Below are 21,766 nucleotides of genomic sequence, written 5' to 3' on the forward strand. Positions count from 1 at the left end.
GATCAAAAAATGAGTTTGCTTCGCGCTCAAAACAACTGTACAAAAACACAGTACATTTTGAATCAGCACTCTTGAGCCCGGAGAACACCATGGCCTCTCTTGCGATGAAAATCACCCTGGAACGTATCGCCCTTTTCCAGTTCACCCCCGCGCATAGCGCTCAGGCCCGAGCAATGCTGGGGTGGAGTGTGGAGGAACTGTCTCGGCAATCCGGGGTTTCGGTGGACGCGATTCAGCGATTTGAGGATGAACGCGATGTGCTGGATGTTACGCGGCTGGCGTTGGCTTATCGGTTTGAATCGGAGGGGTTGGTGTTCTTCCCGGGGTTTGCGCCGGGTAGAGGGATGAATGTGAAAGGGTCGACGCCTGATCCGGTGGGGCGGGCGGATTATGCGATGGTTGAGTGAGAAATCATCGATTGACGATTATTCCCAAATAGGTATATTTTCGCATGAGTACAAGGAAGTCACTCCTGTGGGTTAGCAGCAGCAAGAAAGACCTCAAGCAAATGCCCGCAGATGTACAAGATGTTTTTGGTCATGCACTAGATCTGGCACAAAGCGGTGCAAAACATCCCGACGCGAAGCCTCTAAAGGGTTTTGGAGGTGCAGGTGTGCTTGAGATGGTGGATGACTTCAATACGAACACCTATCGCGCCGTTTATACCGTTCGTTTTGGTAATGCCATTTATGTTCTGCACTGCTTTCAGAAGAAGTCGACTACGGGTATCACAACCACGCAGTGCGACGTCGATTTGATCAGAAAGAGACTTCAAGCGGCGCAGGATCACGCAAAAGGATCAGGAAATGATTGAAATCGAAGAGAGCAGCGGGAACGTCTATGAAGACCTCGGGACGCCCAACGCCAATGAAATGCGAGTCAAATCGCAATTGGCGGCCAAAATTGGCGAGATCATCAAGGCTCGCCATTTGACCCAAGTTCAAGCGTCTGAAATCTTGGGCCTGTCTCAACCCAAGCTTTCCGAGATGTTGCGCGGAAAGTTTCGAGGTATCAGTGAAGCAAAGATGATGGAATGCCTTTCATTGCTCGGACGTGACGTGCAGATCGTGATCAAGTCAGCCCCCCGATCACGAAAAGAGGGCCGTATTGAGGTGGTTTTCGCTTAAGACGCTCAGCCCGGTTTCACACGCTATGCGTTCTGAGGCTCCACCTGATCGCCAACGTTTTCCATCTCCGACCACCAAGCGCAACCCCGCTGCGGATACATCAGATTAAACGCCTGCCCCATCTGCGGCGTAGTAATCGACACATTCCGCTCCCAGGCCAACGCCAGAATGCGGTCGAAAGGTTCGTACCAGGCGTGCATCGACAAATCGAACGTGCCGTTGTGGATCGGCAATAACCAGCGACCTTTAAGGTCGATGTGCGCTTGCAAGGTTTGCTCTGGCTGCATGTGCACATGCGGCCACTCAACGTTGTAGGCTCCGGTTTCCATGAGTGTCAGGTCGAACGGGCCGTACTGTTCGCCGATGCGTTTGAAGCCGTCAAAATAACCGCTGTCGCCGCTGAAGAAGATTCGCGTGTCACCATCGATCATTACCCACGAGGCCCACAGCGTGCTGTTGCCATCGAACAGACCGCGACCGGAAAAGTGCTGCGAAGGTGTGGCGATGAACTGAATACCGTCGACCTCAGTGCCCTGCCACCAGTCCAGTTGCCGGATTTTGCTGGCGTCGATGCCCCATTTGATCAAGGTGTCTCCGACGCCCAGTGGTGTGAGAAAGTACTTGGCCTTGTCCGCCAGTTTGAGCACCGCTTGATAGTCGAGGTGGTCGTAGTGATCGTGGGACAGGATCACTGATTCAATCGGTGGCAGTTCTTCGAGGCTGATCGGCGGTTGGTGAAAGCGCTTGGGGCCGGCCCATTGCACGGGTGAGGCGCGGTCGGCGAAGACCGGGTCGGTGATCCAGAACTTGTCCCGCAGTTTCAGCAGTACGGTGGAATGACCGAGGCGGTAAACGCTGTGGTTGGGGGCGGCGATCAACGCTGCCTGAGTCAGGGTTTGCACCGGGACAGGTGCTGTCGGGCGGGTGTTACGCGGTTTGTGGAAGATCATGTTCCACATGATGCGCAGGGTTTTGCGAAAGCCTTCGCGTTTTACCAGCGCATGGTTTCGAAAGAACCCTTCTGCCTGACGGGAAGCTTCCGGCGTAGAAGCGTTATCCGAGGGGGAAGTTGAAGTGGCCATGATTGAATGACTCCAGGAAAACCACCTGCTTCGTGGTTTTCCGCTTGGGGACGATAAATGGCCAAGGCACGCACGCATCAGCCGGAGATCTATTGTTCGCTGCACAGGGTTAACAAAACATTACACTGCACAGTGTAGTTCCAAGGTTGCATCAAAGCCGATCGCAAGTAAACTGCCAAGTGTAATTCTTACCTCTTTCTGCCGAAGCGTACTTATGACAGCTCCACAGCGTCTCACTGACCGAAAACGCGAAGCCATCATTCAGGCGGCGATTGCCGAATTCCGTGCCAACGGTTTCGACATCACCAGCATGGACAAGATCGCCGCCACCGCCGGCGTGTCGAAGCGCACGGTGTACAACCATTTCCCCAGCAAGGAAGAATTGTTCGCCGAAATCCTCAATCAATTGTGGGCGCGGGTGACGGCAGAACAGGAAACGCCCTACCGCCCTGACGTGCCGCTGCGCGAGCAGATGCGCCAGATGCTGATGGCAAAAATGCAGATGCTGGGCGATGACAATTTTCTCGACCTGGCGCGAGTGGCCATCGCCGCCACCATCCATTCCCCCGAGCGCGCGCAGAATATGGTCGCCCGAATGGGTGAGCGCGAAGAAGGCCTGACCATGTGGATCCGCGCTGCCCAGGCCGATGGCCGTTTGAAACCGGTCGCCCCCGAATTCGCCGCACAACAGATTCAGGGGATGCTCAAATCCTTTGCGTTCTGGCCACAGATTTCCATGGGGCTGCCCGGCTTGTCTGCGGAAATGCAGACCACTGTTGTGGAGTCGGCGCTGGACATGTTTCTGGCCTGCTATCAGCTCTGAACCGAGCTGCAATAAATGACAATGTCTGTCGATTTTCCAATCACTGGTCGCTCTGAATAAAACACCGCAATGTGTTTCAGAATGAAACTGGCGCTGGGGCTATAGTGGGCCTCAGTCCCAGCGCCATGCAGAGAGCACCATGACCACCACGACTTCCGGCACCAAACCCGCCCCCGCCCCAGTTGACCACCTGCGCTTTCATCGCCCCCACGCCCACCTGGCGCCTACCTTTGGCAATGACAAGTTTGCACTGCGCGCCGAGGCCTTCGCGCGGTTCTTTGGCACGCCGACCTTTCTCGGGGCGCAGACGCTGATCGTTGTGGTATGGATTTGCCTCAACCTGTTCGGCGTGGCCCACTTCGATCTCTACCCGTTCATCCTGCTCAACCTCGCCTTCAGCCTTCAAGCGGCTTATGCCGCGCCGCTGATCCTGCTGGCCCAGACCCGCCAGGCAGCACGCGACAAAGCCCAATCTGAAGCCGATGCGCTGCACCGCGAAGCACTGGCCGTCGCCAACAGTGAGCGCCAGGCACAAGCGGCGCAGAACACCGCGCAACTGCTGGAGTTACTCGAGCAAAACACTCGGCTCACCGAAATGACCAAGGCCCTCACCGAACGCATCGAAAGCCTGACCTCGGAAATGCATCAGCACTTCGTGCGCAAGGATCAGCCGAAGGTTTAGCGCTCGGTCAAGGCAATCGAAGCGCTCGCCCCAACTCATCGAATAACGTCACCACTGAGCGCAAGGCACGGCAGTCCGGGCGGGTCAGCAACCAGAGCGCCGTGTCGTACCCGTGAAGTGGCTCGCTCAACGGCTGCAGTCCGTCACCGATGAGGAAGTCCGGCAATGCCGCGACACCGAGCCCGGCCCGCACCAGCTCAGTCACCGACAACATGCTGTTGCAGCGATAACCCGGTATGACGCCCGGCAACTGCTGACGGCGCCACACAACGGTGGGGTGATCGGGGAGGAAGTCGTCCGGGGCAATCCAGGTCAGCGACGCCAAGTCTTCGGAATCGACGGATTTCAGATACGCCTCACTGGCGCAGACTCGATAGGACACCTGGGCCAATCGCCGGCCCACCAAGTGCTCGGGCGGTATGCGAGTCAAGCGCAAGGCGATATCGGCATCCCGGCGACTGAGGTTGGCGAAGTCGTTGGAAGTACTCAACTCGATGGTCAGCGCCGGGTAACCAGGCATGAACTTCGCCAACGCCGGCAGCAACAAGCCTTGCAAGACCGAATCGGTGCAGGTCAGGCGCACCGTGCCGCTGATGACTTCACCGCCCTGCTCCACGCCAATGCGCGCCGCCTCCAACGCCTGTTCGGCCCGCTCAGCCTGCTCGGCCAGGGTTTGCGCCAAGGTGGTGGGCAAGTAGCCGGCGCGGCTTTTTTCGAACAGTTGCTGGCCCAGCGCAGCTTCCAGTCGGCGCACGCCGCGAAACACGGTCGAGACGTCGACCTTCAACAGCGTCGACGCCCGGGCCAGAGAGCCGCCGCGCACCAACGCGAGGATCAGGGACAGGTCGGGGTAATCCAGCCGATAGTGCATCGGTGCATTGATCAATTGGGATAACGCCAATATTGAGTGCGTGCACGCCAATCTATAGTGGCTGCCAGGAATCAACAAGCGTGGAGCGCACTCATGGAAACCCGCCCAATTCGCATCGCCCTGATCGGCGATTACGACTCGCAAGTCACCGCTCACCAGGCGATCCCCATCGCCCTCGGCATGGCCGCTGAACAGGCGAACATCGACGTGCAGTTCCAGTGGTTGGCCACCGACCGTATCAGCGCCGATGCGCCATCGGCTGATTTCGACGGTTTCTGGTGCGTGCCCGCCAGCCCTTACCGCGACAGGGACGGTGCGTTGCGAGCGATTCGTTTTGCCCGTGAACAGCAACGGCCGTTCCTGGGGACCTGCGGCGGCTTTCAACACGCCGTACTCGAATACGCCCGAAATGTTCTGGGCTGGGACGATGCCGAACACGGTGAAACATCGCCGGATGCGGAACGAGCGTTGCTCACGCCTCTGAGCTGTTCGCTGGTGGAAGCCGTCGACAGCATTCATCTGGTTGAAGGTTCGTTGATCGCCGATGCGTACGAAAACGCTGAGATTGTCGAAGGCTATCGCTGTCGCTACGGCGTCAATCCAGCGTTCGAACGTGAGTTGTTGAGCCAACAGTTGTGCGCTGTTGGCCACGATGCTTCAGGTGACTTGCGGGCGGTGGAACTCAAAGGGCATCCGTTCTTCGTCGCAACACTGTTCCAGCCTGAACGCGCAGCGCTCAAGGGCAAGCTGCCGCCGCTGGTCCGTGCGTTGATCGCCGCCTGCAAGGGGCAGAAGTCATGATCGCCAACACTGCGCCAGCGCCTTACTACGCGGTGATTTTTACCTCCCTGCGCACCGACGGTGATCACGGTTACGAGCAGGCCGCCACGCGCATGGTCGAACTGGCCCGTGAGCAACCCGGTTTCCTGGGGGTGGAATCGGCTCGGGGTGAAGACGGGCTCGGGATTACGGTGTCCTACTGGGCCAGCGAAGCGGCGATTCTGGCGTGGAAACATCATCCCGAGCACCGTGAGATTCGCGAGCGCGGGCGGTCGACCTGGTATTCGTCTTGTCATACGCGGGTGTGCAAGGTTGAGCGGGCGTATGCGTTCAACCAGTGAATGGTTGTGGTGTTCTTAAGGCCGTCATCGCGAGCAGGCTCACTCCCACATGGGTTATGTGTCGATCACAAGACCCATGTGGGAGATTTTATGTAGCAGAGCCACCACAGCCACCGCAACAGCTCTGCACGAGACTGCGAACCGCCGAAATCTCCGGCACTTCCCGCCGATTCATGTACACCCGCAACGGCTCGGTGATGTTGATCCGGTCATCGATGTTCTGATCCAGCAACAACTGAATCAGCTCACGCTTGAGCGTCATGGCCTGCGCGGAACCTGGGGCCCAGACGAATTCGCTGGTGGGAATAATGCCGTCGTCAGCCACGTCCATGCCGAAGGAGTCTTCGCTGAAACGAACGATGTACTGGCCGGTCTTGCGATTGAGGCCGACGAAGCCTTTGAGTTGGTCGGCGGCCTGGCAGATGAGCTCGGAAGTGATGCGCATGATAAACCTCACAGAAGGTCGCAAAGGACCGGTGATCGATGGTTTACACGCAGGGCAAGCGAATGGGCGTTCCCTCTGCCGGGGTAACTGCCGCGGCCAAGAGTACTGCAAAGAAGCGCACAAAAGCGCTGAAAAAATCTGCTTTAAACAGGTTTATGTCGGTCTGGCGATAGCGCAAGCGGCGCTCAGTTGTTAAAAGAGACGTCTTTGAAAACCTGCGAAAGGACCTCGACCATGCCTGCTACCTTCACCAAGAGCGCCCTGTTGCTGAGTCTGATGCTGGGCCTCGGCCAGGCACAGGCCGCCAGCGAGCCAAGCCCCACCGCATTGGCCGCCCGCATGGGCATCCCGCATCCGGCCGTGATCGCTCACCGTGGCGCGTCCTTCGATGCCCCGGAATCCACCGCCGCCGCCTACAAACTGGCCCGCGATCTGGGTGCCGACTACCTGGAACTGGACGTGCAACGCAGCAAGGACGGCGTGCTGTTCGCCCTGCACGACGACAACCTGCAACGCACCACCGATGTCGCCAGTAAATTCCCTGAGCGCAAGGACCGCCCTGCCAACGACTTCACTATCGCCGAGCTGAAAACCCTCGATGCCGGCAGCTGGTTCAACGCTGCCTACCCGGATCGCGCGCGTCCTGCGTATGTCGGTCTGAAAATTCTGACCCTCGATGAAATCATCGACATTGCCCAAGGCAATCCGCTGCACAAGCCCGGTCTGTACATCGAAACCAAAGAGCCGAAGCAGTTTCCCGGGATCGAGCGCGACCTCAAGGAAAAACTCCAGGATCGCGGCTGGTTGAGCCCGGCGGGTTCGAAACTGGCGAAGAGCGATCTGGCGGTTGGCCAGGGCAAAGGTAAAGTCGTGCTGCAAACCTTCGAGAAGAGCAGTCTCGAACTGCTCCAGAAAGAAATGCCGACAGTGCCGAAAATCCTCCTGCTGTGGGTCGGCGAAGGCAGCATCGAGCCAAAATCCAAGGTGACGTTTGCCGAGTCCGGCGACAAGGACAAAGCCACTTACTACGCCAAACAGCAACCGAAAGACAAAGCCGAATTCCAGCAATGGGTCGAGTACGCCAAAGCCCAGGGCGCGATCGGCACCGGCCCATCTGCGGCGCTGACCAAGGGTGGCGATCAGAGTTACTCGGACCTGGTGCAACCCTGGATGAACCAGTACACCCACGATCAGGGCTTGTTGGTGCACGTTTACACCGTCGACGATGCCGTGGATTACCAGAAAGTCATGGACGCCGGCGTCGACGGTATCTTCACCAACCGCGCCAGCGAGTTGCTCAAGTTCTACAAACGTCCGGCGGCGGCCAGCGTGGCGCAGTTGCTGCAGAACAACGGTTACTGATGAACGTGGGAACGATCCATACCCAGTCGCGTTCGGAGAATTAAGGGTGGATTAAGTTGCGCCGGTTAACCTGATCCCACTTAAACAGATCACCTAAGGAAAGAACCTCATGAAAACCCTGACTGCCCTGTTCACTGCCGCTGCCCTGACCCTCACCGCTGGCCTGGCCCAGGCCGATGTCCGCGTCGACCAGATCCCCGAGCTGGTCAAAAGCGGCAAGATCAAGTCATTGGAATCAATGAACGAGGAGGCTCTGAAACTGCATCCTGGCGCGACCATCACCGACACCGATCTGGATAACCACTTCAATGGCTACGAGTACGAAGTCGAACTGCGCACTGCCGACGGCAAAGAATTTGACGTGGACTTCGATGCCACCACTGGCAAAGTACTGAGCAACAAGCAAGACAACTGATGCGCAAATAACAAGCCGCACGATCTTCGGATCGTGCGGCTTTTTTGCATCTCAAATTCAGGTAATCAAGTCGCGCCAACGCAGCGGCAGCCCGCTAGAATCACACCAAACTGTTCATTGCAGAGATGGGTCGAAATGGGGCAAGCAGCGGCAGCAGACATCGCCACGATCGGCCGGATCAGTGCGGTGCCGGCGATTCTTCAAGTGATCCGTGAACTGACGGGCCTGCGCTTCGTCGCCGTGGCCCGGGTCACCGAAGATTCATGGACCGCGTGTGCGGTGCTCGACCAGCTGAATTTCGGTCTACAGGTTGGCGGGGAGCTGGATCTTGCCACGACCCTGTGCCACGAAATTCGTCAGGCGCATCATTCGGTGGTCATCGACAAGGCCAGCGAAGACCCGCTTTACCGCGATCACCACACCCCTCGTCTCTATCAGTTCGAAAGCTACATCGCCGTGCCGGTTTTCCGCACCGACGGACGCTTTTTCGGCACCATCTGCGCCCTTGACCCCAACCCTGCGCCGCTCAAATCCAGCACGATCCAGAGCACCATGGAATCCTTCGCCCGGATGCTGGCGCTGCAAATCGAGGCCGAAGAAAACCTGCAAAAGACCGAAGCAGCGCTGAACCAGGAACGGGAAACCGCCGAACTGCGCGAACAGTTTATTGCCGTGCTCGGGCATGATCTGCGCAACCCTTTGTTCGCCATCAGCGCCGGTGCCGAAATGCTCCTGCGCAAACTACCCGATCCGGCGAATCAGCAACGGGCCCGGCACATCCTCACCAGCGCCCTTCGTGCGACCAAACTGGTGGATGACGTTCTGGATTTCGCTCGCGGCGCTTTGGGCCGTGGCATTCCAGTGAACATCGAGCCGTGCCCGGATCTTGAGGATGCCTTGCGGCATGTGATTTCAGAGGTTCAGAACGTCCATCCCGACCGCACCATAACCTCGTCTATCGGCGACCTGCGCAGCATTCATTGTGATCGCGAGCGGGTCGCGCAATTACTCTCCAATCTGGTGGCGAACGCAGTTGCTCACGGAGAGGACGATAGTCCGATCGAAATCAGCGCGCAGATCAACGAAGGACAGTTCGTGCTGAGCGTGAAAAACCAGGGCGTGATTGCCGAGGATGCGCTGCCCTATCTGTTCCGGCCCTACGCGCGCCCGGCCAGCGGAGCACCGCAGACCGGCCTCGGGTTGGGGTTGTACATTGCCAGTCAGATTGCTCGGTCCCATGGCGGAAAACTGGACGTGGTCTCGACCGAGCAACAGGGCACGACGTTTACTTTCAGCTTGCCGGTGTGATCTGCCAGGTCATTCCCGTTACGCGCTTAAACGCGCTGTCACTTCATTCAACTGCCCCGACAACCCGTGAAGGTTGTGGCTGGCCGCTTCGGTGCGCTGCACGTTGTCCAGATTGGTACTGGCGATACTGGTGATTTCGGTGAGGTTGCGCGAGATGTCTTCGGCCACCGATGTCTGCTCTTCCGCGGCAGTGGCGATCTGGCGGTTCATGTCGCGGATGGCTTCCACGGCAAGGGTGATGCGCTCCAGCATGACGCCGGCCTGAGTCACTTGCTCGACACTTTCCTCGCTACGCGACTGACCGCTTTCAATCGCCAGAGCGGCGTCCACCGCGCCGGTTTGCACCGTTTGAATGATCTGGTTGATCTCGATGATCGACGCCGCCGTGCGCTGGGCCAGGCTGCGGACTTCATCCGCCACCACCGCAAAACCGCGCCCGGCTTCACCGGCACGGGCTGCTTCGATGGCGGCGTTGAGCGCCAGCAGATTGGTCTGCTCGGCGATGCCGCGAATCACCTCCAGTACCTTGCCGATGCGCCCACTGTCGGTTTCCAGACGACGGATGACCGTGGCGGTATTGGCGATTTCGCCGCGCATTTGGGTGATGGTGTGAATGGTGCCCTGCATGACTTTTTCGCCTTGCTGGGCGGACTGGTCGGCATCATCGGCGGCGCGTGCCGCATCGGCGGCGTGACGTGCGACTTCTTGCGCGGTAGCGGACATTTCGTTCATCGCCGTGGCCACCTGATCGGTGCGGTTGAACTGCTCATTAGTGCCGCTGGCCATCAGGGTTGCGATGGAATTCAGTTCACCGCTGGCGCTGTCCAGATCCGAGGCGCTGCGCTGCAAACGGTTGAAGGTTTCGGCAAGAAAATCGCGCAGGGTATTGGCGGCTATCGCCAGTTTTCCCAGTTCGTCCTGACGGGTGCTGGCCACGCGTTCGGCGAAACGCCCCTGGCTGAGTTGCGCCACGTACTCGATCAGTTTGCGAATCGGTTCGACCAGGTTGCGGTTGACCAGCCACAGGCTCAACAACCCGATCAACAGCCCCGAAGCGAGCATCACTATGATCCCCAGCAACACGGTGCGGTCGGCGTCGGCGCTGATCAGCTTCGATTGCTCGGCCCCTTGCTTGCGTAACTCACTGACCAACTCACTCATCTGATCGCTGGTTGCGCGGTCGACACCTTTGACCGCCGTATCACCAGCCGTTGGGTCGGCGCCTGCCGCCACGTAGGCGTCACGGCCCTTCCGATAAGCCGCGCCCAACAGACGATGTTCGTCCCGCAGGCGTTCGATGCGCGTCTTGAGTGACGGCTCGATACCCTTCTGCCCGGCCAGTTCACCGAGGATGCCCTGCACATCGCGCTGACGGTCTTCGAATTGCTTCCAGTATTTGTCCAGATCCGCAGGCTGCTTGCCGCGTAGCAGAACGTTTTTCCACTCTTGTACCTGCACCTTGAATTGCAGGTTGGCTTCATCGATCAATTGCGAGGTGTGCAGCGGGCCTTCGATCAGATTCGCGTAGTTCTGAACACCGCTGGACAGAAAGTGAAAGCAGGCCAACGCGATCAACAGCATCGCGAACAAGCTGCCGCTCAGCAGGGCGAGAATTTGCGCTCTCAAGGACTTTTGCAAAAACATCGGAAGGTACTCATGACAGGAATGAGGCACGCCGGGCGAGGCGTGAAAGAAGTCCGGACATCCCTGTCTGCGACCTTGGCCAGCGGTCAAAGCCGTGCGAGTTAACGTAGGCAAGATCGGCGGGCCAGAGCGGTTCTTTAACCAATTCCGACCGTCGGTAGCGCCATCATTTCGCCTCCACCGCCTTGTCACAAAACGGTCAAAACTCCTTGCAATGATGCGGTTCAAGTGAACCTGTGAAACCCGCAACAGGCGCCTCCTCACATCGAGACCCCATGAACCACAGCATCGACCAACGTCATCGCGACACCGACCTGTTCGGTCTGCTGTACGGTTTCAGTTTTCGCCCCGGCGAGCGCGGCCGCGAGCTCGATTCGGCCAAGGCGTTGCAGTGCCTGCAACAACCCGGCGACAACGACGAATTTCTCTGGCTGCACCTGAACCTGGCCCACGCCGCATGCGAGCGCTGGATGAAAAGCCATCTGCAATTGCCCGATGAATTTTTCGAAGCACTGCACGAAGGTTCGCGTTCGACGCGTATCGAGCATGTGGATTCGGCGTTGCTGGCGGTGGTCAACGACGTGGTGTTCAACCTCAGCAGCATGGTGTCGTCCGATGTTTCGACGTTGTGGGTCTGCGCCCGCAGTCGGCTGATCGTCAGCGCACGACTGCAACCGCTGCACTCGGTAGACAAGCTGCGCTCGTCGGTGAAGGCCGGTGAGTGCTTTCGCTCGCCACTGGAATTGCTGGTGCATCTGCTGCGCGATCAGGGGGAAGTGCTGACCCAGATCGTGCGCAAGACCAGCCTCAGTGTCGATCAGATCGAAGATGAGTTGCTGTCTTCGCGGCTGTCGACCAACCGCGCTGAGCTGGGTGCCAACCGACGGGTGCTGGTGCGCTTGCAACGCTTGTTGGCGCTGGAGCCGGGCTCGTTGCTGCGCCTGCTCAATCGCCCGCCGCAGTGGTTGCAAAAGGAAGACGTCAAGGAGCTGCGCAAGTCCACCGAGGAGTTCGCGCTGATCATTAACGACCTCACGGCGCTGGGCGAACGGATCAAGCTGTTGCAGGAGGAAATCGCCGCCAACCTCAACGAACAGAGCAACCGCACGCTGTTCACCCTGACCGTGGTGACGGTGCTGGCGTTGCCGATCAACATCATCGCCGGGTTCTTTGGCATGAACGTCGGCGGGGTGCCGCTTTCCGGCGACCCGGAAGGGTTCTGGATTCTGGTGGCATTGGTCGCGACGTTTACCGTGATCGCCGGGCGTTGGGCATTCCGTAAGCGCCAGGATTATTAATATCGGAGCGCCTTCGATTCACTGTGGCGAGGGGACTTGTCGGAACGCCGCACCGCCCCGTTCGGCTGCGCAGCAGTCGTAAACCTGCAAAAACGATGTAACTGAAAGAATGCTGGGGGCCGCTTCGCGACCCAACGGGGGCAAGCTCCCTCGCCACAGGTACTGCATTCTGATCAACGGATCGGCAATAAACCCAAACACTGACTTAACTCAGCCTCTCTGTAACATTCAGCAACGATCATGGGCGACATTCCTTCTCTCCTCAGGATTGTCCGTCATGGCGACTCCTTCCTTCACCGCCACCCAGGCGCCCGCCAGTAGCGCCAAACCACAACTCGATAAAAAGCCCAGCCTGCTGACCCTCGTGATTTTCTTCGCGGTGCTGGGCAGCGGGTTGTTGTTTACCGCCTACAGCCTGATGCACGACATGAACGAGCTCGGCACCGTGGTGACCACCTGGACGCCGTTTCTGCTGTTGGGCGTGGCGCTGCTGATTGCCCTCGGCTTTGAATTCGTCAACGGTTTCCACGACACTGCCAACGCCGTGGCCACGGTGATTTACACCAACTCCTTGCCGCCAAATTTCGCGGTGGCCTGGTCCGGATTCTTCAACTTCCTCGGGGTGCTGCTGTCCAGCGGCGCGGTGGCGTTCGGCATCATCGCCCTGCTGCCGGTGGAGCTGATTCTGCAAGTCGGTTCTTCCGCTGGTTTCTCGATGATCTTCGCCCTGTTGATCGCCGCGATCCTGTGGAACCTCGGCACCTGGTGGCTGGGGTTGCCGGCGTCTTCGTCGCACACCCTCATTGGCTCGATCATCGGGGTCGGCGTGGCCAATGCCCTGATGCACGGCCGCGACGGCACTAGCGGCGTGGACTGGGCGCAGGCAACCAAAGTCGGTTACGCACTGTTGCTGTCGCCGCTGATCGGCTTCATGTTTGCGGCGCTGTTGCTGTTGGCCTTGCGGGCTTTCGTCAAGAATCGTGCGCTGTACAAAGCACCCAAGGGCGACACTCCGCCACCGTGGTGGATTCGCGGCATGTTGATCCTGACGTGCACCGGCGTGTCCTTCGCCCACGGCTCCAACGACGGCCAGAAAGGCATGGGCCTGATCATGCTGATTCTGGTGGGCACGCTGCCGATGGCTTACGCGCTGAACCGCACCATGCCGGCCGACCAGGCGCTGCAGTTTGCCGCCGTGGCCGAAGTCACCCAGCAAGCGCTGGTCAAAAATGCGCCGTTGCCAGCGCCGACCGACCCGCGCGCGGTGCTGTCCGAATACATGCGCAGCAAGGAAGCCTCACCGCAACTGATCCCCGCCCTGGCCGCGTTGACCGGCACTATCGGGAGTGAAGTGAAGGGCTACGGCTCGCTCGCAAAGGTCCCGGCCGAGGCCATGGGCAACGTGCGTAACGACATGTACCTGACCAGCGAAACCATTCGCCTGATGGACAAGAACAAGGTCGGCAACTTCGACGCCGATACCAATGGCAAGCTGCAACTGTTCAAGCAGCAGATCGACAACGCCACGCGGTTCATTCCGCTGTGGGTAAAAATCGCGGTGGCCATCGCTCTGGGGCTGGGCACCATGGTCGGCTGGAAACGTATCGTGGTGACGGTTGGCGAGAAGATCGGCAAAACCCACCTGACGTATGCTCAAGGCGCCTCGGCGGAAACCGTCGCGATGCTGACCATCGGCGCGGCGGACATGTTCGGCCTGCCGGTATCGACGACTCACGTACTGTCTTCGGGGGTGGCCGGAACCATGGTCGCCAATGGCGGCGGATTGCAGATGAAGACCATCCGCAACCTGCTGATGGCCTGGGTGCTAACCTTGCCGGCGGCGATTCTGTTGTCGGGCAGTTTGTATTGGCTGTTCACCCAACTCTTCTGATTCACCGCAGTTCCCATGTGGGAGTGAGCCTGCTCGCGATAGCGGTGCACACGTCGACATCAATGTCGAATGTGCTGACGCCATCGCGAGCAGGCTCGCTCCCACAGGTTATTCATGCAGCACATAAGACTGGCGCATCAGCACTCGCTCGCGTACCACGTCGTACACCCAGTGATAAACGTAGGTGTATGGCAGGAAAAACAGCAGCACACCGATATCCAGCAGGAACGCTTGCCACAGGCTGACCTTCAACCACCAGGCAATCAACGGCACCCCCACCGCAACCAGACCGCCTTCGAACAACAGCGCATGGACTACACGTACCCAGGCGTTGCGCACCAGGTTGTAGTGTTTGAGCGCGCGGTCGAACAATCCGTTGAAGATCACGTTCCAGGCCAGGGCAAGTGCCGCGATTGCCATGGTCACGACGCCCATGTCGAGCAGCGGTTTGTCCATGATCCACGCCAGCAGCGGGGTGCAGATCAGGATGGCCAACAATTCGAAACCAATGGCCTGGAAAATACGTTCAGTAATGGATTTGTTGGCGCTCATGGCCAGACTCCTCTGAGTGACTGTGGTTGCCATGATCTTTCTTCACACCGATACTTCATAACCATTAACCATCGATCAAGGCGATAGTTCATGGCTTCTCAAGAAGTGTTGCAGGCCTTCGTTCAGGCCGCGACTCAAGGCTCGTTTTCCGCTGCGGCGCGCAAATTGGGCCGCAGTCAGTCGACCATCAGCGCCGCCGTGGCCAGCCTTGAAATCGACTTGAACCTGACGCTGTTCGACCGCAGCAGCCGCAAACCGAGCCTGACCCCGGCCGGGCACGTGATGCTGCAACGGGCCGAGGACATTCTGGCCGCCAGCAGCCGGCTGGAAATGACCGCCAGCCAACTGTCCCAAGGGGTCGAGCCGAAGCTGACCGTGGCGATTTCCGACACGTATCAATCCGACCGATTCGAAGCGGCGCTCAGCGCCTTCGAGCTGCGTTATCCCGACCTGGAACTTGAATGCCTGATCGCTGAGTGCGATGACCTGGTGGCCTTGGTGCAACGGGGTCGGGCGCAGGTGGCCTTCGCCGAAAAACAAGACAGTTACCCGCCGGACCTGGTCAGTTCGACCATGGAAGAACGAACCGAGATTGCCCTGTTCGTATCCCGCGAACATCCATTGGCGGCGCTGAGCCACATCGATCAGGGCGTGTTGCAACAACACCGGGAGCTGCGTCTGGCGACGATCGTCAATCCGTATGAAAGCCGTGCGAAGGGGCGCGTCTGGTCGGCGCCGAGTTATCTGATGCTGCTGGAAATGGCCCAGGGTGGATTCGGCTGGGCGCCGTTGCCGCGGTGGCTGGTGGAGCGGTTTGGGCAAGGCACGTTGCAGGAACTGGACGTGCGCGGCTGGCCGAAACCGGTGTTCGTCGATGCGCTGTGGTCGCGGCTGCATCCGCCGGGGCCGGCGGGGAGTTGGTTACTCGGCAAGATGCTGGAATAGCGGTGCTCGCGAAGAGGCCCGCAAGATCACATCACTTCAGCTCCCGCAACCGGGCCTCGATAAACCGTCGTTCCGGCACTTGCTGCGTCAACTCCAACGCCCGCTGATAAGCCGCCCGCGCCTCCTCTACCCTTCCCAACTGCCGACAAAACTCCGCCCGCGCCGCGTGCGCCAAGTGGTAATCCAGCAAATCACCCCGCGCCAGGATCCCCTCGATCAACGTCAGTCCCGCCAACGGCCCATCCCGTTTGGAGATCGCCGCCGCACGGTTCAATTCGATCACCGGCGAAGGCGCTGCCCGCAACAGCACGTCATACAGACCCACAATCTCCAGCCAGTCCGTTTCCGCCGCCGTGGGCGCTTCAGCATGCGATGCCGCAATTGCCGCTTGCAGGCAATAAGGCCCGAAGCGCCGGGTTGTCAGTGCACGCTCCACCAGGGCGCAACCTTCAGCGATCATCTCGGCGTCCCACAACGAACGGTCCTGCTCATCCAGCACGATCAACTCGCCGCTCGCCGACGTCCTGGCCGTGCGTCGGGACTCGTGCAACAGCATCAGCGCCAGCAGTCCCATCACTTCAGGTTCCGGCAGCAGTTCCATCAACAAACGACCGAGCCGAATCGCCTCACGGGTCAAATCCTCACGGGTCAGTTCCGCGCCCATGGATGCGGAATAACCTTCGTTGAACACCAGATAAATCACCCGCAGCACGCTGTCCAGGCGCTCGGGCAATTCCGCCAGGGCCGGCACTTGATAAGGAATTTTTGCGTCACGGATTTTCGCCTTGGCCCGCACGATGCGCTGGGCGATGGTCGCTGGTGCCGACAGGAAGGCTCGGGCGATTTCCTCCGTGGTCAGGTCGCAGACTTCGCGCAGCGTCAACGGCACCTGGGCGTCCGCCGCGAGCGCCGGGTGACAACAGGTGAAAATCAGGCGCAGGCGATCGTCTTCCACGTCTTCGTCACTCCAGTCGGCCTGCTCCAGCGCCTCCAGTTGAGCGATCAGCATCGGTTGCGAAGCGACGAAGCGTGCACGCCGTCGCAACACATCAATGGCCTTGAAACGCCCCGTGGACACCAGCCAGGTCCGCGGATTGTCCGGCACACCGTCACGCTGCCAGCGCTCGACCGCGACGAAAAACGCTTCGTGCAAGGCTTCTTCGGCAAGATCGAAATCGCCGAGCAAACGAATCAGGGTCGCCAGAATCCGCCGTGAATCTTCGCGGTAAACCTGCTCGACCCGAGCTCGTACCGACTCGGCCGACATCAGGCGCCGGGGTTCAACTGACGAACGGGACGCACCTCAACACAGCCGACCCGGGCCGCCGGGATGTTGCCGGCGACCTGGATGGCTTCATTGAGATCCTTGGCATCGATCAGGTAGAAGCCGGCCAATTGCTCCTTGGTTTCGGCGAACGGGCCGTCGGTGATCGACATCTTCCCGTTGCGCATCCGCACCGTGGTCGCGGTCTGTACCGATTCCAGCGCCTCGGCGGCGACCATTCGGCCGCTGCCCTGGATCGCCTCGGCGTAAGCCATGCATTCCGCGTCATTCGGGCTCTCGGGCAGCGAGTGCAACTCGTGCTCGTTGCTGTAGACCAGGCATAAATACTTCATGGGGCTCTCCTGAATCGAACGGATCAACTATGGCTGCTGAGTGACGCTTTCGCGATATTCCCGACGAATCGGCCTGACGCTCAGGGTTCCAGGTTGAACAGCGCGGTGCCGCTCATCATGTCGAACGGGGCCGACCAGTGTTCGTGAACGATGCGCCATTGCCCGTCGTCGCGGCGATAGCAGGCGGTCACGCGCATCCAGCAGGCCTGGGTTTCGCCCTTCTCGTTGGTGCCGCCGCAATGGGCCAGCCAATGGGCGAAGGCGATGTGCTCGTCCGCCACGATGTTCATATGGTCGAAGTCGAACTTATGCGCGCCCTGGCACATTTCCATGCATTCCTGCCAATGCGCGCGGTAGGCGGCCTTGCCCCGAAACTGCAGGGCCTTGACCGCGTCATAGGAAACGATGTCCTCGGCATACAGCGGCATGAGTTTCTCGACATCCTTGGCGATGACCGCCTGGCGATAGGTGTCGATCAGGGTCTGGATTTCGTGGGTAGCGTTCATGGTGGTTCTCCGTGGTTTTTGTTGTGAAGACACCCTTAGTCGTCTGGCGAAAAACCAAATCGACAGTCCAAATAAAAATAATCCATGGACGCAAACTCGTTAGAATCCGAAACACATTTTCTTGGAAAAAGGACACTCCAGTGACAGCCCGACTCGTGCCTTACGACAGCCTGAATGCGCTCCAGCGCCAGCAGGTCGAAGCCATTGAAGTTCACAAAGAACAAATCAGGTTCTCCGGCGACATTCACGGTGCGTTGCACACTTTGCTGTCCAAACCCGGCCCCGGCGTGAAGGGATTTGCGCTACTGGTCGAGGATGTTCCCGTCGCCTTCCTGCTGCTCAAGCGCCCGCCCGTATTGCCGGCGTGGGCCAATGAACACAGCGCCACCCTGCACGCACTGCAAGTCGATCATCGGGCTCAGGGCAAAGGCTATGGCAAGGCCTGTCTGCAAGCCTTGCCCGACGTGGCGCGTCAGGCTTTTCCGGAAATAAAGGGGCTGGAGTTGTCGGTGGATGCGGATAACGCATCGGCCATCGCGCTTTATGCAAAATTCGGCTGGGTCGACAGCGGCGAAGCCTATAAGGGCCGGATCGGTTACGAACGGCGCATGGGGCTGGTTTTCTGAGGTGGTTATGCTCAACAGCATTGAAGAACTGGAAGCCCTCTACGGCCAGCCCCACGACCGCGCCGTACGCAAGCAGATCGCCTTTCTGAACGAGGACTATCAGGCGATGGTCCGCGCCTCGCCACTGGTGATCGTCAGCTCGGTGGGGCCTGACGGGATGGACGGTTCACCGCGGGGCGACACGCCGGGTTTCGTGCGGATCATTGATGAACGCACCCTGGCGATCCCGGATCGGCCGGGCAACAACCGCATCGACACGCTGCGTAACGTTGTGCTCGATTCGCGGGTGTCGCTACTGTTCATCATTCCCGGGATTGGCGAAACGTTGCGGGTTAACGGCACGGCACAGATCAGCGCCGAACCGGGGTTGCTGGAGAGCTTTGCGGTCAATGGCAAACCGGCGCGCACGGTGATGCTGGTGACGGTGGAAGCGGCGTACTTCCACTGCTCCAAGGCCATCGTTCGTTCGGACTTATGGAACCCTGAGAAACACCTCGAACGCTCTGCCCTGCCGACGGCGGGCGCGTTTCACAAGCGGTTGAACGATGGGCAGTTCGATGCCGAGACGTATGACCGCGAAGCGCCGGCTCGGGTGCGGGATAGCCTTTACTGACACAATCCTCCGCTTTACTCCTACAGAGTCCCAGGCGGTGACCTGTAGGAGTCTTCTCTCAAAGAAAAAAGAAACTTCACTCAAAGATTAAACACTTGGACTTCAATGTTTGTAAGGCGTTTCTGATTTTATATATAAATATTGACGAACAGCCTATGTCGACACTAGGGTTTTAGCACATGAACGCTATTACTTTTGCACTGGGGAACTCCAGGTAAAATACTTACCCATCTTTCTTCAGGTTGTCGTTCAGATTTAAGTGCCTCAGTTTATATTATCGCTATTACCCTGGGAGCAACATGAAATGACCGCCCTCGTAAAAACCTCGCAGTCAAAAATCTCGGACAATGAAATTTCCATACTAGATGGAAAAATCTTAATTCCGAAAAACTACCTACGCGAAAGAGCTTTTTTAGAAAGCACAAGCATTCTTATTGTTTCAGGATCTCTAATCGAAGGGATTGGAACCATTCATTCCGACATCGACTGTATCATTCTTTGCGAACAACGACCTAAAGCTAACAACATCGAAAACTGTGAACATGCATTGGTTACAGATATAAACTACCACTACATCACTGAAGATGAGGAGGTTCATAATACAACAAATTTTTACGGCAACACCAGCATCCACATTGATGCAGACTATATAACATTTTCCGAACTGGAAGAAATTTTTGCGAAAATTGAAAAAGCATTTGATGAAATCACCGATGATCAACGTTTTCTCTATGACCCAGTACTATCGAACACAGAGAACAATGTCATTCATAGATCATTAATTGGGCATGCGTTAGAAAACGAAGAAAGATTCAGTCAATTGAAATCCAGGATTCCTTTGGAGAAGCATATTTATGTAGCTCACCGTGAGAAGCTGCCCGTATTTTATGCATTTCAGGATATTCAAGGTTGCTGGCAATCGGGAAACCTCTGGATGGGTTGTGAGATCGCACGGGACATGATGCTAAAGACGACCATGAGCTTCACTTATTTAACAGGCACAACAAACAAACACTATAAGTGGGTTTACTCAAACATGTTCCGAGTCAGTGGGTTTGATGATATAAAAAATAGTTTCTTTGCGTTGGCCAGAAAGGGGGCGACCACAGAAGCTGAATGTCGCTTATACATTCAAGAAGCACTGAAATATATAGACCTGGTATTTTTGGCAATTGAGAAATTGTTAAAAAAATCAGATCTCTATCCATCTACGCTAAAATCTCTTTCCGCTTTGGACAACGAATTCAACAAACGAAAACAAACGAAACATAGAATATCCATGTGCGAGTATCACTTCAGAAAAAAATACTTTGCTGCGGAAGGAACTCCCTCTCTAATCAGCCTACTCAAAGAGTGGGATTGAGAACAGAACATAGCACATCAAGTCCTTGTTAGCGTGACGAATACAAATACCTTCCTGCTCATAATTATATTTATATAAACACGAGATCACGCATGGAAGTTACCCGACTAGCCATTCCCCTAATACTCTCCAGATTTGGCGAGATGACCGTATCATTATTTTATTTTTCATTTATCGGGCACTTTATAATTAGCTCTCTCAGCCATGCATCATTCGCATGGGCGTTAACTTCCTTTCTAACAGTCGTTGGCATTGGCTTTTTTTCAACATCGTTGATGAAGATAGCTGGATCCACTGACCTAAATACGAAAAGCGTTGAACTTGATTTAGTTATCTCCTTCAGGTTTGCATTTTTTTATGGAGCAATTATTGTTTCCGCAATATTTGCATATAGTGTTAGCGAATCAAAATCGCTTACGGATAACAATAATTTAGAAGGATTGAAATTACTATTGATACTCTCACTCTCTATTCCCGCCTTATACTTGCAGATAACCATCTTCAATTTTTTTAACGCCATAAAAATAGCCAAATACGAGTTAATATATACATGGCTATTCAACGCCACGCTTGCCTCAGCTTGCGCAATTTTGATTGCAACGAACACAAACACAAACGCTATTCATTTCATATCCACATATGTTGGCCTACGGTGTTTTTTGTTGTGCTTGCATTCTGTTTTTTTGATCGAAAAATCCACCAGCACATCTTAAAATTTCGGCACTCACAAAGTATCCCGACGAAAACATATGTTAATTACTTTATTAACGGCCTTCCCATGGCACTTTGCTTTGGTGGTGAAAGCCTGTTATTTCTTATGCTCTCTTTTATTTCAAAGAGTTTGGGCGATGCTAGCCTATCAGCGTACCAGGCATCTCTCCATTTTTTAAGTTTCGTATACATGATTTCAATCGGAGTGGGAAATGCTACAGGAATAGTGGCCGCAAGACATTTTAAACTAAAGAAATTTTACTCATTGAGTACAACCTATATACAAGGCATAAAGCTCGGAGCCCTCATATTGACTCCGTTTTTATTGGTTTGTTTTTTCTTTAATGAATATATATCTATAATTTATACGTCCGACGTACCAACAAGAAAATTAATTGAGGGCAATCTTCTGATCTCGATCCCTTTTTTAGTATTTGAATATATTTATGTTGTGACCCGAATGACATTAAGAAGCATGGGCGATTTCTGGATTCCCACATTATTCACAATATCGTTACTCAACATTCTCGGACTGATACTTTCCGTCGGACTTCTATCCTTTTACAACTATAGCGTTCACTCAATATTCGTAGCTCTGGTACTCTGTTCGTTTTTTCTGATGTCGTTTTTACTTTGGCGTTTAGGCAGCCTTTTAAGACAACTCAACCACCAATTAGTAGAGCGTCAACTTCCATACGACAGAGCATAAAATTCAATACTTACGACTGACTTTTAATCTTACGCACTATCGTGAGGATTTAACT

25 protein-coding genes are annotated in these 21,766 nt (G+C 56.6%); 17 read left to right on the forward strand and 8 right to left on the reverse strand.

What is annotated here, in order from left to right:
• The first annotated feature begins 89 nt into the window (after positions 1–89).
• Genes BLW70_RS27140 through BLW70_RS27150 form a run of 3 tightly spaced genes read left to right on the forward strand, consistent with a single transcriptional unit; the run spans position 90 to position 1,127 of the window.
• On the forward strand, positions 90–407 hold the full coding sequence (locus tag BLW70_RS27140) for a helix-turn-helix domain-containing protein (protein ID WP_074879254.1): 318 nt from the start codon (positions 90–92) through the stop codon (positions 405–407).
• Between the two features lie 44 nt (positions 408–451).
• A complete protein-coding gene (locus BLW70_RS27145) occupies positions 452–814 on the forward strand; it encodes a type II toxin-antitoxin system RelE/ParE family toxin (protein WP_074879256.1) in 363 nt (120 codons plus the stop codon).
• On the forward strand, positions 807–1,127 hold the full coding sequence (locus BLW70_RS27150) for a helix-turn-helix domain-containing protein (RefSeq protein WP_074879258.1): 321 nt from the start codon (positions 807–809) through the stop codon (positions 1,125–1,127). Before BLW70_RS27145 ends, BLW70_RS27150 begins: the two co-directional genes overlap by 8 nt.
• A 23-nt stretch (positions 1,128–1,150) precedes the next feature.
• Here BLW70_RS27150 and BLW70_RS27155 read toward each other — a convergent pair whose 3' ends face one another.
• On the reverse strand, positions 1,151–2,209 hold the full coding sequence (locus BLW70_RS27155) for an MBL fold metallo-hydrolase (protein WP_074879261.1): 1,059 nt from the start codon (positions 2,207–2,209) through the stop codon (positions 1,151–1,153).
• A 214-nt stretch (positions 2,210–2,423) separates the two neighbouring features.
• Here BLW70_RS27155 and BLW70_RS27160 point away from each other — a divergent pair, with 214 nt between their 5' ends.
• A complete protein-coding gene (locus tag BLW70_RS27160) occupies positions 2,424–3,032 on the forward strand; it encodes a TetR/AcrR family transcriptional regulator (RefSeq protein ID WP_074879263.1) in 609 nt (202 codons plus the stop codon).
• Positions 3,033–3,171: 139 nt separating this feature from the next.
• Complete coding sequence (locus tag BLW70_RS27165) at positions 3,172–3,714, forward strand: DUF1003 domain-containing protein (protein ID WP_074879264.1); 543 nt, start codon at positions 3,172–3,174, stop codon at positions 3,712–3,714.
• A gap of 7 nt (positions 3,715–3,721) precedes the next feature.
• On the opposite strand, the gene BLW70_RS27170 is transcribed toward BLW70_RS27165, so the two are convergent.
• A complete protein-coding gene (locus BLW70_RS27170; RefSeq protein ID WP_074879266.1) occupies positions 3,722–4,663 on the reverse strand; it encodes a LysR family transcriptional regulator in 942 nt (313 codons plus the stop codon).
• 15 nt (positions 4,664–4,678) lie between these two features.
• Between BLW70_RS27170 and BLW70_RS27175 the strand changes: the two genes are divergently transcribed.
• Together BLW70_RS27175 and BLW70_RS27180 are read left to right on the forward strand one after the other, a co-directional pair.
• Positions 4,679–5,386 carry a CTP synthase C-terminal region-related (seleno)protein gene (locus BLW70_RS27175; protein ID WP_074879267.1) on the forward strand — a complete coding sequence of 236 codons (708 nt, stop codon included), beginning with the start codon at positions 4,679–4,681 and terminating at the stop codon, positions 5,384–5,386.
• Entirely contained in the window at positions 5,383–5,706 is a 324-nt protein-coding gene (locus tag BLW70_RS27180) for an antibiotic biosynthesis monooxygenase family protein (protein WP_074879269.1), read from the forward strand. Before BLW70_RS27175 ends, BLW70_RS27180 begins: the two co-directional genes overlap by 4 nt.
• A gap of 88 nt (positions 5,707–5,794) precedes the next feature.
• Here BLW70_RS27180 and BLW70_RS27185 read toward each other — a convergent pair whose 3' ends face one another.
• Positions 5,795–6,151, reverse strand: a complete 357-nt coding sequence (locus tag BLW70_RS27185; protein ID WP_074879271.1) for a DUF2025 family protein — start codon at positions 6,149–6,151, stop codon at positions 5,795–5,797.
• Between the two features lie 234 nt (positions 6,152–6,385).
• Here BLW70_RS27185 and BLW70_RS27190 point away from each other — a divergent pair, with 234 nt between their 5' ends.
• The 3 genes from BLW70_RS27190 (at position 6,386) to BLW70_RS27200 (ending at position 9,236) form a co-directional block, all read left to right on the forward strand.
• Positions 6,386–7,513, forward strand: coding sequence for a glycerophosphodiester phosphodiesterase (locus tag BLW70_RS27190; RefSeq protein WP_074879273.1), 1,128 nt, complete (start codon positions 6,386–6,388; stop codon positions 7,511–7,513).
• A 109-nt stretch (positions 7,514–7,622) separates the two neighbouring features.
• Complete coding sequence (locus BLW70_RS27195; protein ID WP_074879276.1) at positions 7,623–7,928, forward strand: PepSY domain-containing protein; 306 nt, start codon at positions 7,623–7,625, stop codon at positions 7,926–7,928.
• Positions 7,929–8,063: 135 nt separating this feature from the next.
• A complete protein-coding gene (locus tag BLW70_RS27200) occupies positions 8,064–9,236 on the forward strand; it encodes a GAF domain-containing sensor histidine kinase (protein WP_074879278.1) in 1,173 nt (390 codons plus the stop codon).
• An 18-nt stretch (positions 9,237–9,254) separates the two neighbouring features.
• Here BLW70_RS27200 and BLW70_RS27205 read toward each other — a convergent pair whose 3' ends face one another.
• Entirely contained in the window at positions 9,255–10,880 is a 1,626-nt protein-coding gene (locus tag BLW70_RS27205; RefSeq protein ID WP_074879280.1) for a methyl-accepting chemotaxis protein, read from the reverse strand.
• 275 nt (positions 10,881–11,155) lie between these two features.
• Between BLW70_RS27205 and BLW70_RS27210 the strand changes: the two genes are divergently transcribed.
• Positions 11,156–12,178: a transporter gene (locus BLW70_RS27210; RefSeq protein ID WP_074879282.1), complete on the forward strand. Its 1,023-nt coding sequence runs from the start codon at positions 11,156–11,158 to the stop codon at positions 12,176–12,178.
• A 277-nt stretch (positions 12,179–12,455) separates the two neighbouring features.
• Positions 12,456–14,069: an inorganic phosphate transporter gene (locus BLW70_RS27215; RefSeq protein WP_074879284.1), complete on the forward strand. Its 1,614-nt coding sequence runs from the start codon at positions 12,456–12,458 to the stop codon at positions 14,067–14,069.
• Between the two features lie 108 nt (positions 14,070–14,177).
• Here the strand turns inward: BLW70_RS27215 and BLW70_RS27220 are convergent, their stop codons facing one another.
• Positions 14,178–14,621: a multidrug/biocide efflux PACE transporter gene (locus BLW70_RS27220; RefSeq protein WP_074879286.1), complete on the reverse strand. Its 444-nt coding sequence runs from the start codon at positions 14,619–14,621 to the stop codon at positions 14,178–14,180.
• Between the two features lie 90 nt (positions 14,622–14,711).
• Between BLW70_RS27220 and BLW70_RS27225 the strand changes: the two genes are divergently transcribed.
• Positions 14,712–15,566 carry a LysR family transcriptional regulator gene (locus BLW70_RS27225; protein WP_074879288.1) on the forward strand — a complete coding sequence of 285 codons (855 nt, stop codon included), beginning with the start codon at positions 14,712–14,714 and terminating at the stop codon, positions 15,564–15,566.
• A gap of 31 nt (positions 15,567–15,597) precedes the next feature.
• Here BLW70_RS27225 and BLW70_RS27230 read toward each other — a convergent pair whose 3' ends face one another.
• From BLW70_RS27230 to BLW70_RS27240, 3 genes are all read right to left on the reverse strand, one after another.
• Positions 15,598–16,833, reverse strand: coding sequence for an RNA polymerase sigma factor (locus tag BLW70_RS27230; RefSeq protein ID WP_074879290.1), 1,236 nt, complete (start codon positions 16,831–16,833; stop codon positions 15,598–15,600).
• Entirely contained in the window at positions 16,833–17,183 is a 351-nt protein-coding gene (locus tag BLW70_RS27235; RefSeq protein WP_008151161.1) for a YciI family protein, read from the reverse strand. The genes BLW70_RS27230 and BLW70_RS27235 overlap by 1 nt, the downstream gene beginning before the upstream one ends.
• Before the next feature lie 80 nt (positions 17,184–17,263).
• The gene (locus tag BLW70_RS27240) at positions 17,264–17,689 is read right to left on the reverse strand and encodes a YybH family protein (protein WP_074879292.1); all 426 of its coding nucleotides are present in this window, start codon (positions 17,687–17,689) and stop codon (positions 17,264–17,266) included.
• Between the two features lie 140 nt (positions 17,690–17,829).
• On the opposite strand from BLW70_RS27240, the gene BLW70_RS27245 reads away from it, so the two are divergent.
• From BLW70_RS27245 to BLW70_RS31230, 4 genes are all read left to right on the forward strand, one after another.
• On the forward strand, positions 17,830–18,315 hold the full coding sequence (locus BLW70_RS27245; RefSeq protein ID WP_074879294.1) for a GNAT family N-acetyltransferase: 486 nt from the start codon (positions 17,830–17,832) through the stop codon (positions 18,313–18,315).
• Positions 18,316–18,322: 7 nt separating this feature from the next.
• A complete protein-coding gene (locus BLW70_RS27250; RefSeq protein WP_074879296.1) occupies positions 18,323–18,928 on the forward strand; it encodes a pyridoxamine 5'-phosphate oxidase family protein in 606 nt (201 codons plus the stop codon).
• Between the two features lie 304 nt (positions 18,929–19,232).
• Complete coding sequence (locus BLW70_RS27255) at positions 19,233–20,291, forward strand: hypothetical protein (RefSeq protein ID WP_074879298.1); 1,059 nt, start codon at positions 19,233–19,235, stop codon at positions 20,289–20,291.
• 817 nt (positions 20,292–21,108) lie between these two features.
• Positions 21,109–21,711 (forward strand): MATE family efflux transporter, encoded by a 603-nt coding sequence (locus BLW70_RS31230; protein ID WP_235865052.1) that lies wholly within the window; start codon positions 21,109–21,111, stop codon positions 21,709–21,711.
• Positions 21,712–21,766 lie beyond the last annotated feature (55 nt).

This window comes from Pseudomonas frederiksbergensis (assembly GCF_900105495.1).
GTDB lineage: Bacteria > Pseudomonadota > Gammaproteobacteria > Pseudomonadales > Pseudomonadaceae > Aquipseudomonas > Aquipseudomonas frederiksbergensis.

Excerpts from the sequence above, each read along its gene's own strand:
- BLW70_RS27190 (WP_074879273.1), top strand. The coding sequence starts at position 6,386 with ATGCCTGCTACCTTCACCAAGAGCGCCCTGTTGCTGAGTCTGATGCTG.
- BLW70_RS27180 (WP_074879269.1), top strand. The coding sequence starts at position 5,383 with ATGATCGCCAACACTGCGCCAGCGCCTTACTACGCGGTGATTTTTACC.
- BLW70_RS27200 (WP_074879278.1), top strand. The coding sequence starts at position 8,064 with ATGGGGCAAGCAGCGGCAGCAGACATCGCCACGATCGGCCGGATCAGT.
- BLW70_RS27210 (WP_074879282.1), top strand. The coding sequence starts at position 11,156 with ATGAACCACAGCATCGACCAACGTCATCGCGACACCGACCTGTTCGGT.
- BLW70_RS27160 (WP_074879263.1), top strand. The coding sequence starts at position 2,424 with ATGACAGCTCCACAGCGTCTCACTGACCGAAAACGCGAAGCCATCATT.
- BLW70_RS27250 (WP_074879296.1), top strand. The coding sequence starts at position 18,323 with ATGCTCAACAGCATTGAAGAACTGGAAGCCCTCTACGGCCAGCCCCAC.
- BLW70_RS27240 (WP_074879292.1), bottom strand. The coding sequence starts at position 17,689 with ATGAACGCTACCCACGAAATCCAGACCCTGATCGACACCTATCGCCAG.
- BLW70_RS27140 (WP_074879254.1), top strand. The coding sequence starts at position 90 with ATGGCCTCTCTTGCGATGAAAATCACCCTGGAACGTATCGCCCTTTTC.
- BLW70_RS27175 (WP_074879267.1), top strand. The coding sequence starts at position 4,679 with ATGGAAACCCGCCCAATTCGCATCGCCCTGATCGGCGATTACGACTCG.
- BLW70_RS27215 (WP_074879284.1), top strand. The coding sequence starts at position 12,456 with ATGGCGACTCCTTCCTTCACCGCCACCCAGGCGCCCGCCAGTAGCGCC.
- BLW70_RS27225 (WP_074879288.1), top strand. The coding sequence starts at position 14,712 with ATGGCTTCTCAAGAAGTGTTGCAGGCCTTCGTTCAGGCCGCGACTCAA.
- BLW70_RS27205 (WP_074879280.1), bottom strand. The coding sequence starts at position 10,880 with ATGTTTTTGCAAAAGTCCTTGAGAGCGCAAATTCTCGCCCTGCTGAGC.
- BLW70_RS27220 (WP_074879286.1), bottom strand. The coding sequence starts at position 14,621 with ATGAGCGCCAACAAATCCATTACTGAACGTATTTTCCAGGCCATTGGT.
- BLW70_RS31230 (WP_235865052.1), top strand. The coding sequence starts at position 21,109 with ATGCTCTCTTTTATTTCAAAGAGTTTGGGCGATGCTAGCCTATCAGCG.
- BLW70_RS27165 (WP_074879264.1), top strand. The coding sequence starts at position 3,172 with ATGACCACCACGACTTCCGGCACCAAACCCGCCCCCGCCCCAGTTGAC.
- BLW70_RS27185 (WP_074879271.1), bottom strand. The coding sequence starts at position 6,151 with ATGCGCATCACTTCCGAGCTCATCTGCCAGGCCGCCGACCAACTCAAA.
- BLW70_RS27230 (WP_074879290.1), bottom strand. The coding sequence starts at position 16,833 with ATGTCGGCCGAGTCGGTACGAGCTCGGGTCGAGCAGGTTTACCGCGAA.
- BLW70_RS27235 (WP_008151161.1), bottom strand. The coding sequence starts at position 17,183 with ATGAAGTATTTATGCCTGGTCTACAGCAACGAGCACGAGTTGCACTCG.
- BLW70_RS27255 (WP_074879298.1), top strand. The coding sequence starts at position 19,233 with ATGACCGCCCTCGTAAAAACCTCGCAGTCAAAAATCTCGGACAATGAA.
- BLW70_RS27145 (WP_074879256.1), top strand. The coding sequence starts at position 452 with ATGAGTACAAGGAAGTCACTCCTGTGGGTTAGCAGCAGCAAGAAAGAC.
- BLW70_RS27155 (WP_074879261.1), bottom strand. The coding sequence starts at position 2,209 with ATGGCCACTTCAACTTCCCCCTCGGATAACGCTTCTACGCCGGAAGCT.
- BLW70_RS27195 (WP_074879276.1), top strand. The coding sequence starts at position 7,623 with ATGAAAACCCTGACTGCCCTGTTCACTGCCGCTGCCCTGACCCTCACC.
- BLW70_RS27150 (WP_074879258.1), top strand. The coding sequence starts at position 807 with ATGATTGAAATCGAAGAGAGCAGCGGGAACGTCTATGAAGACCTCGGG.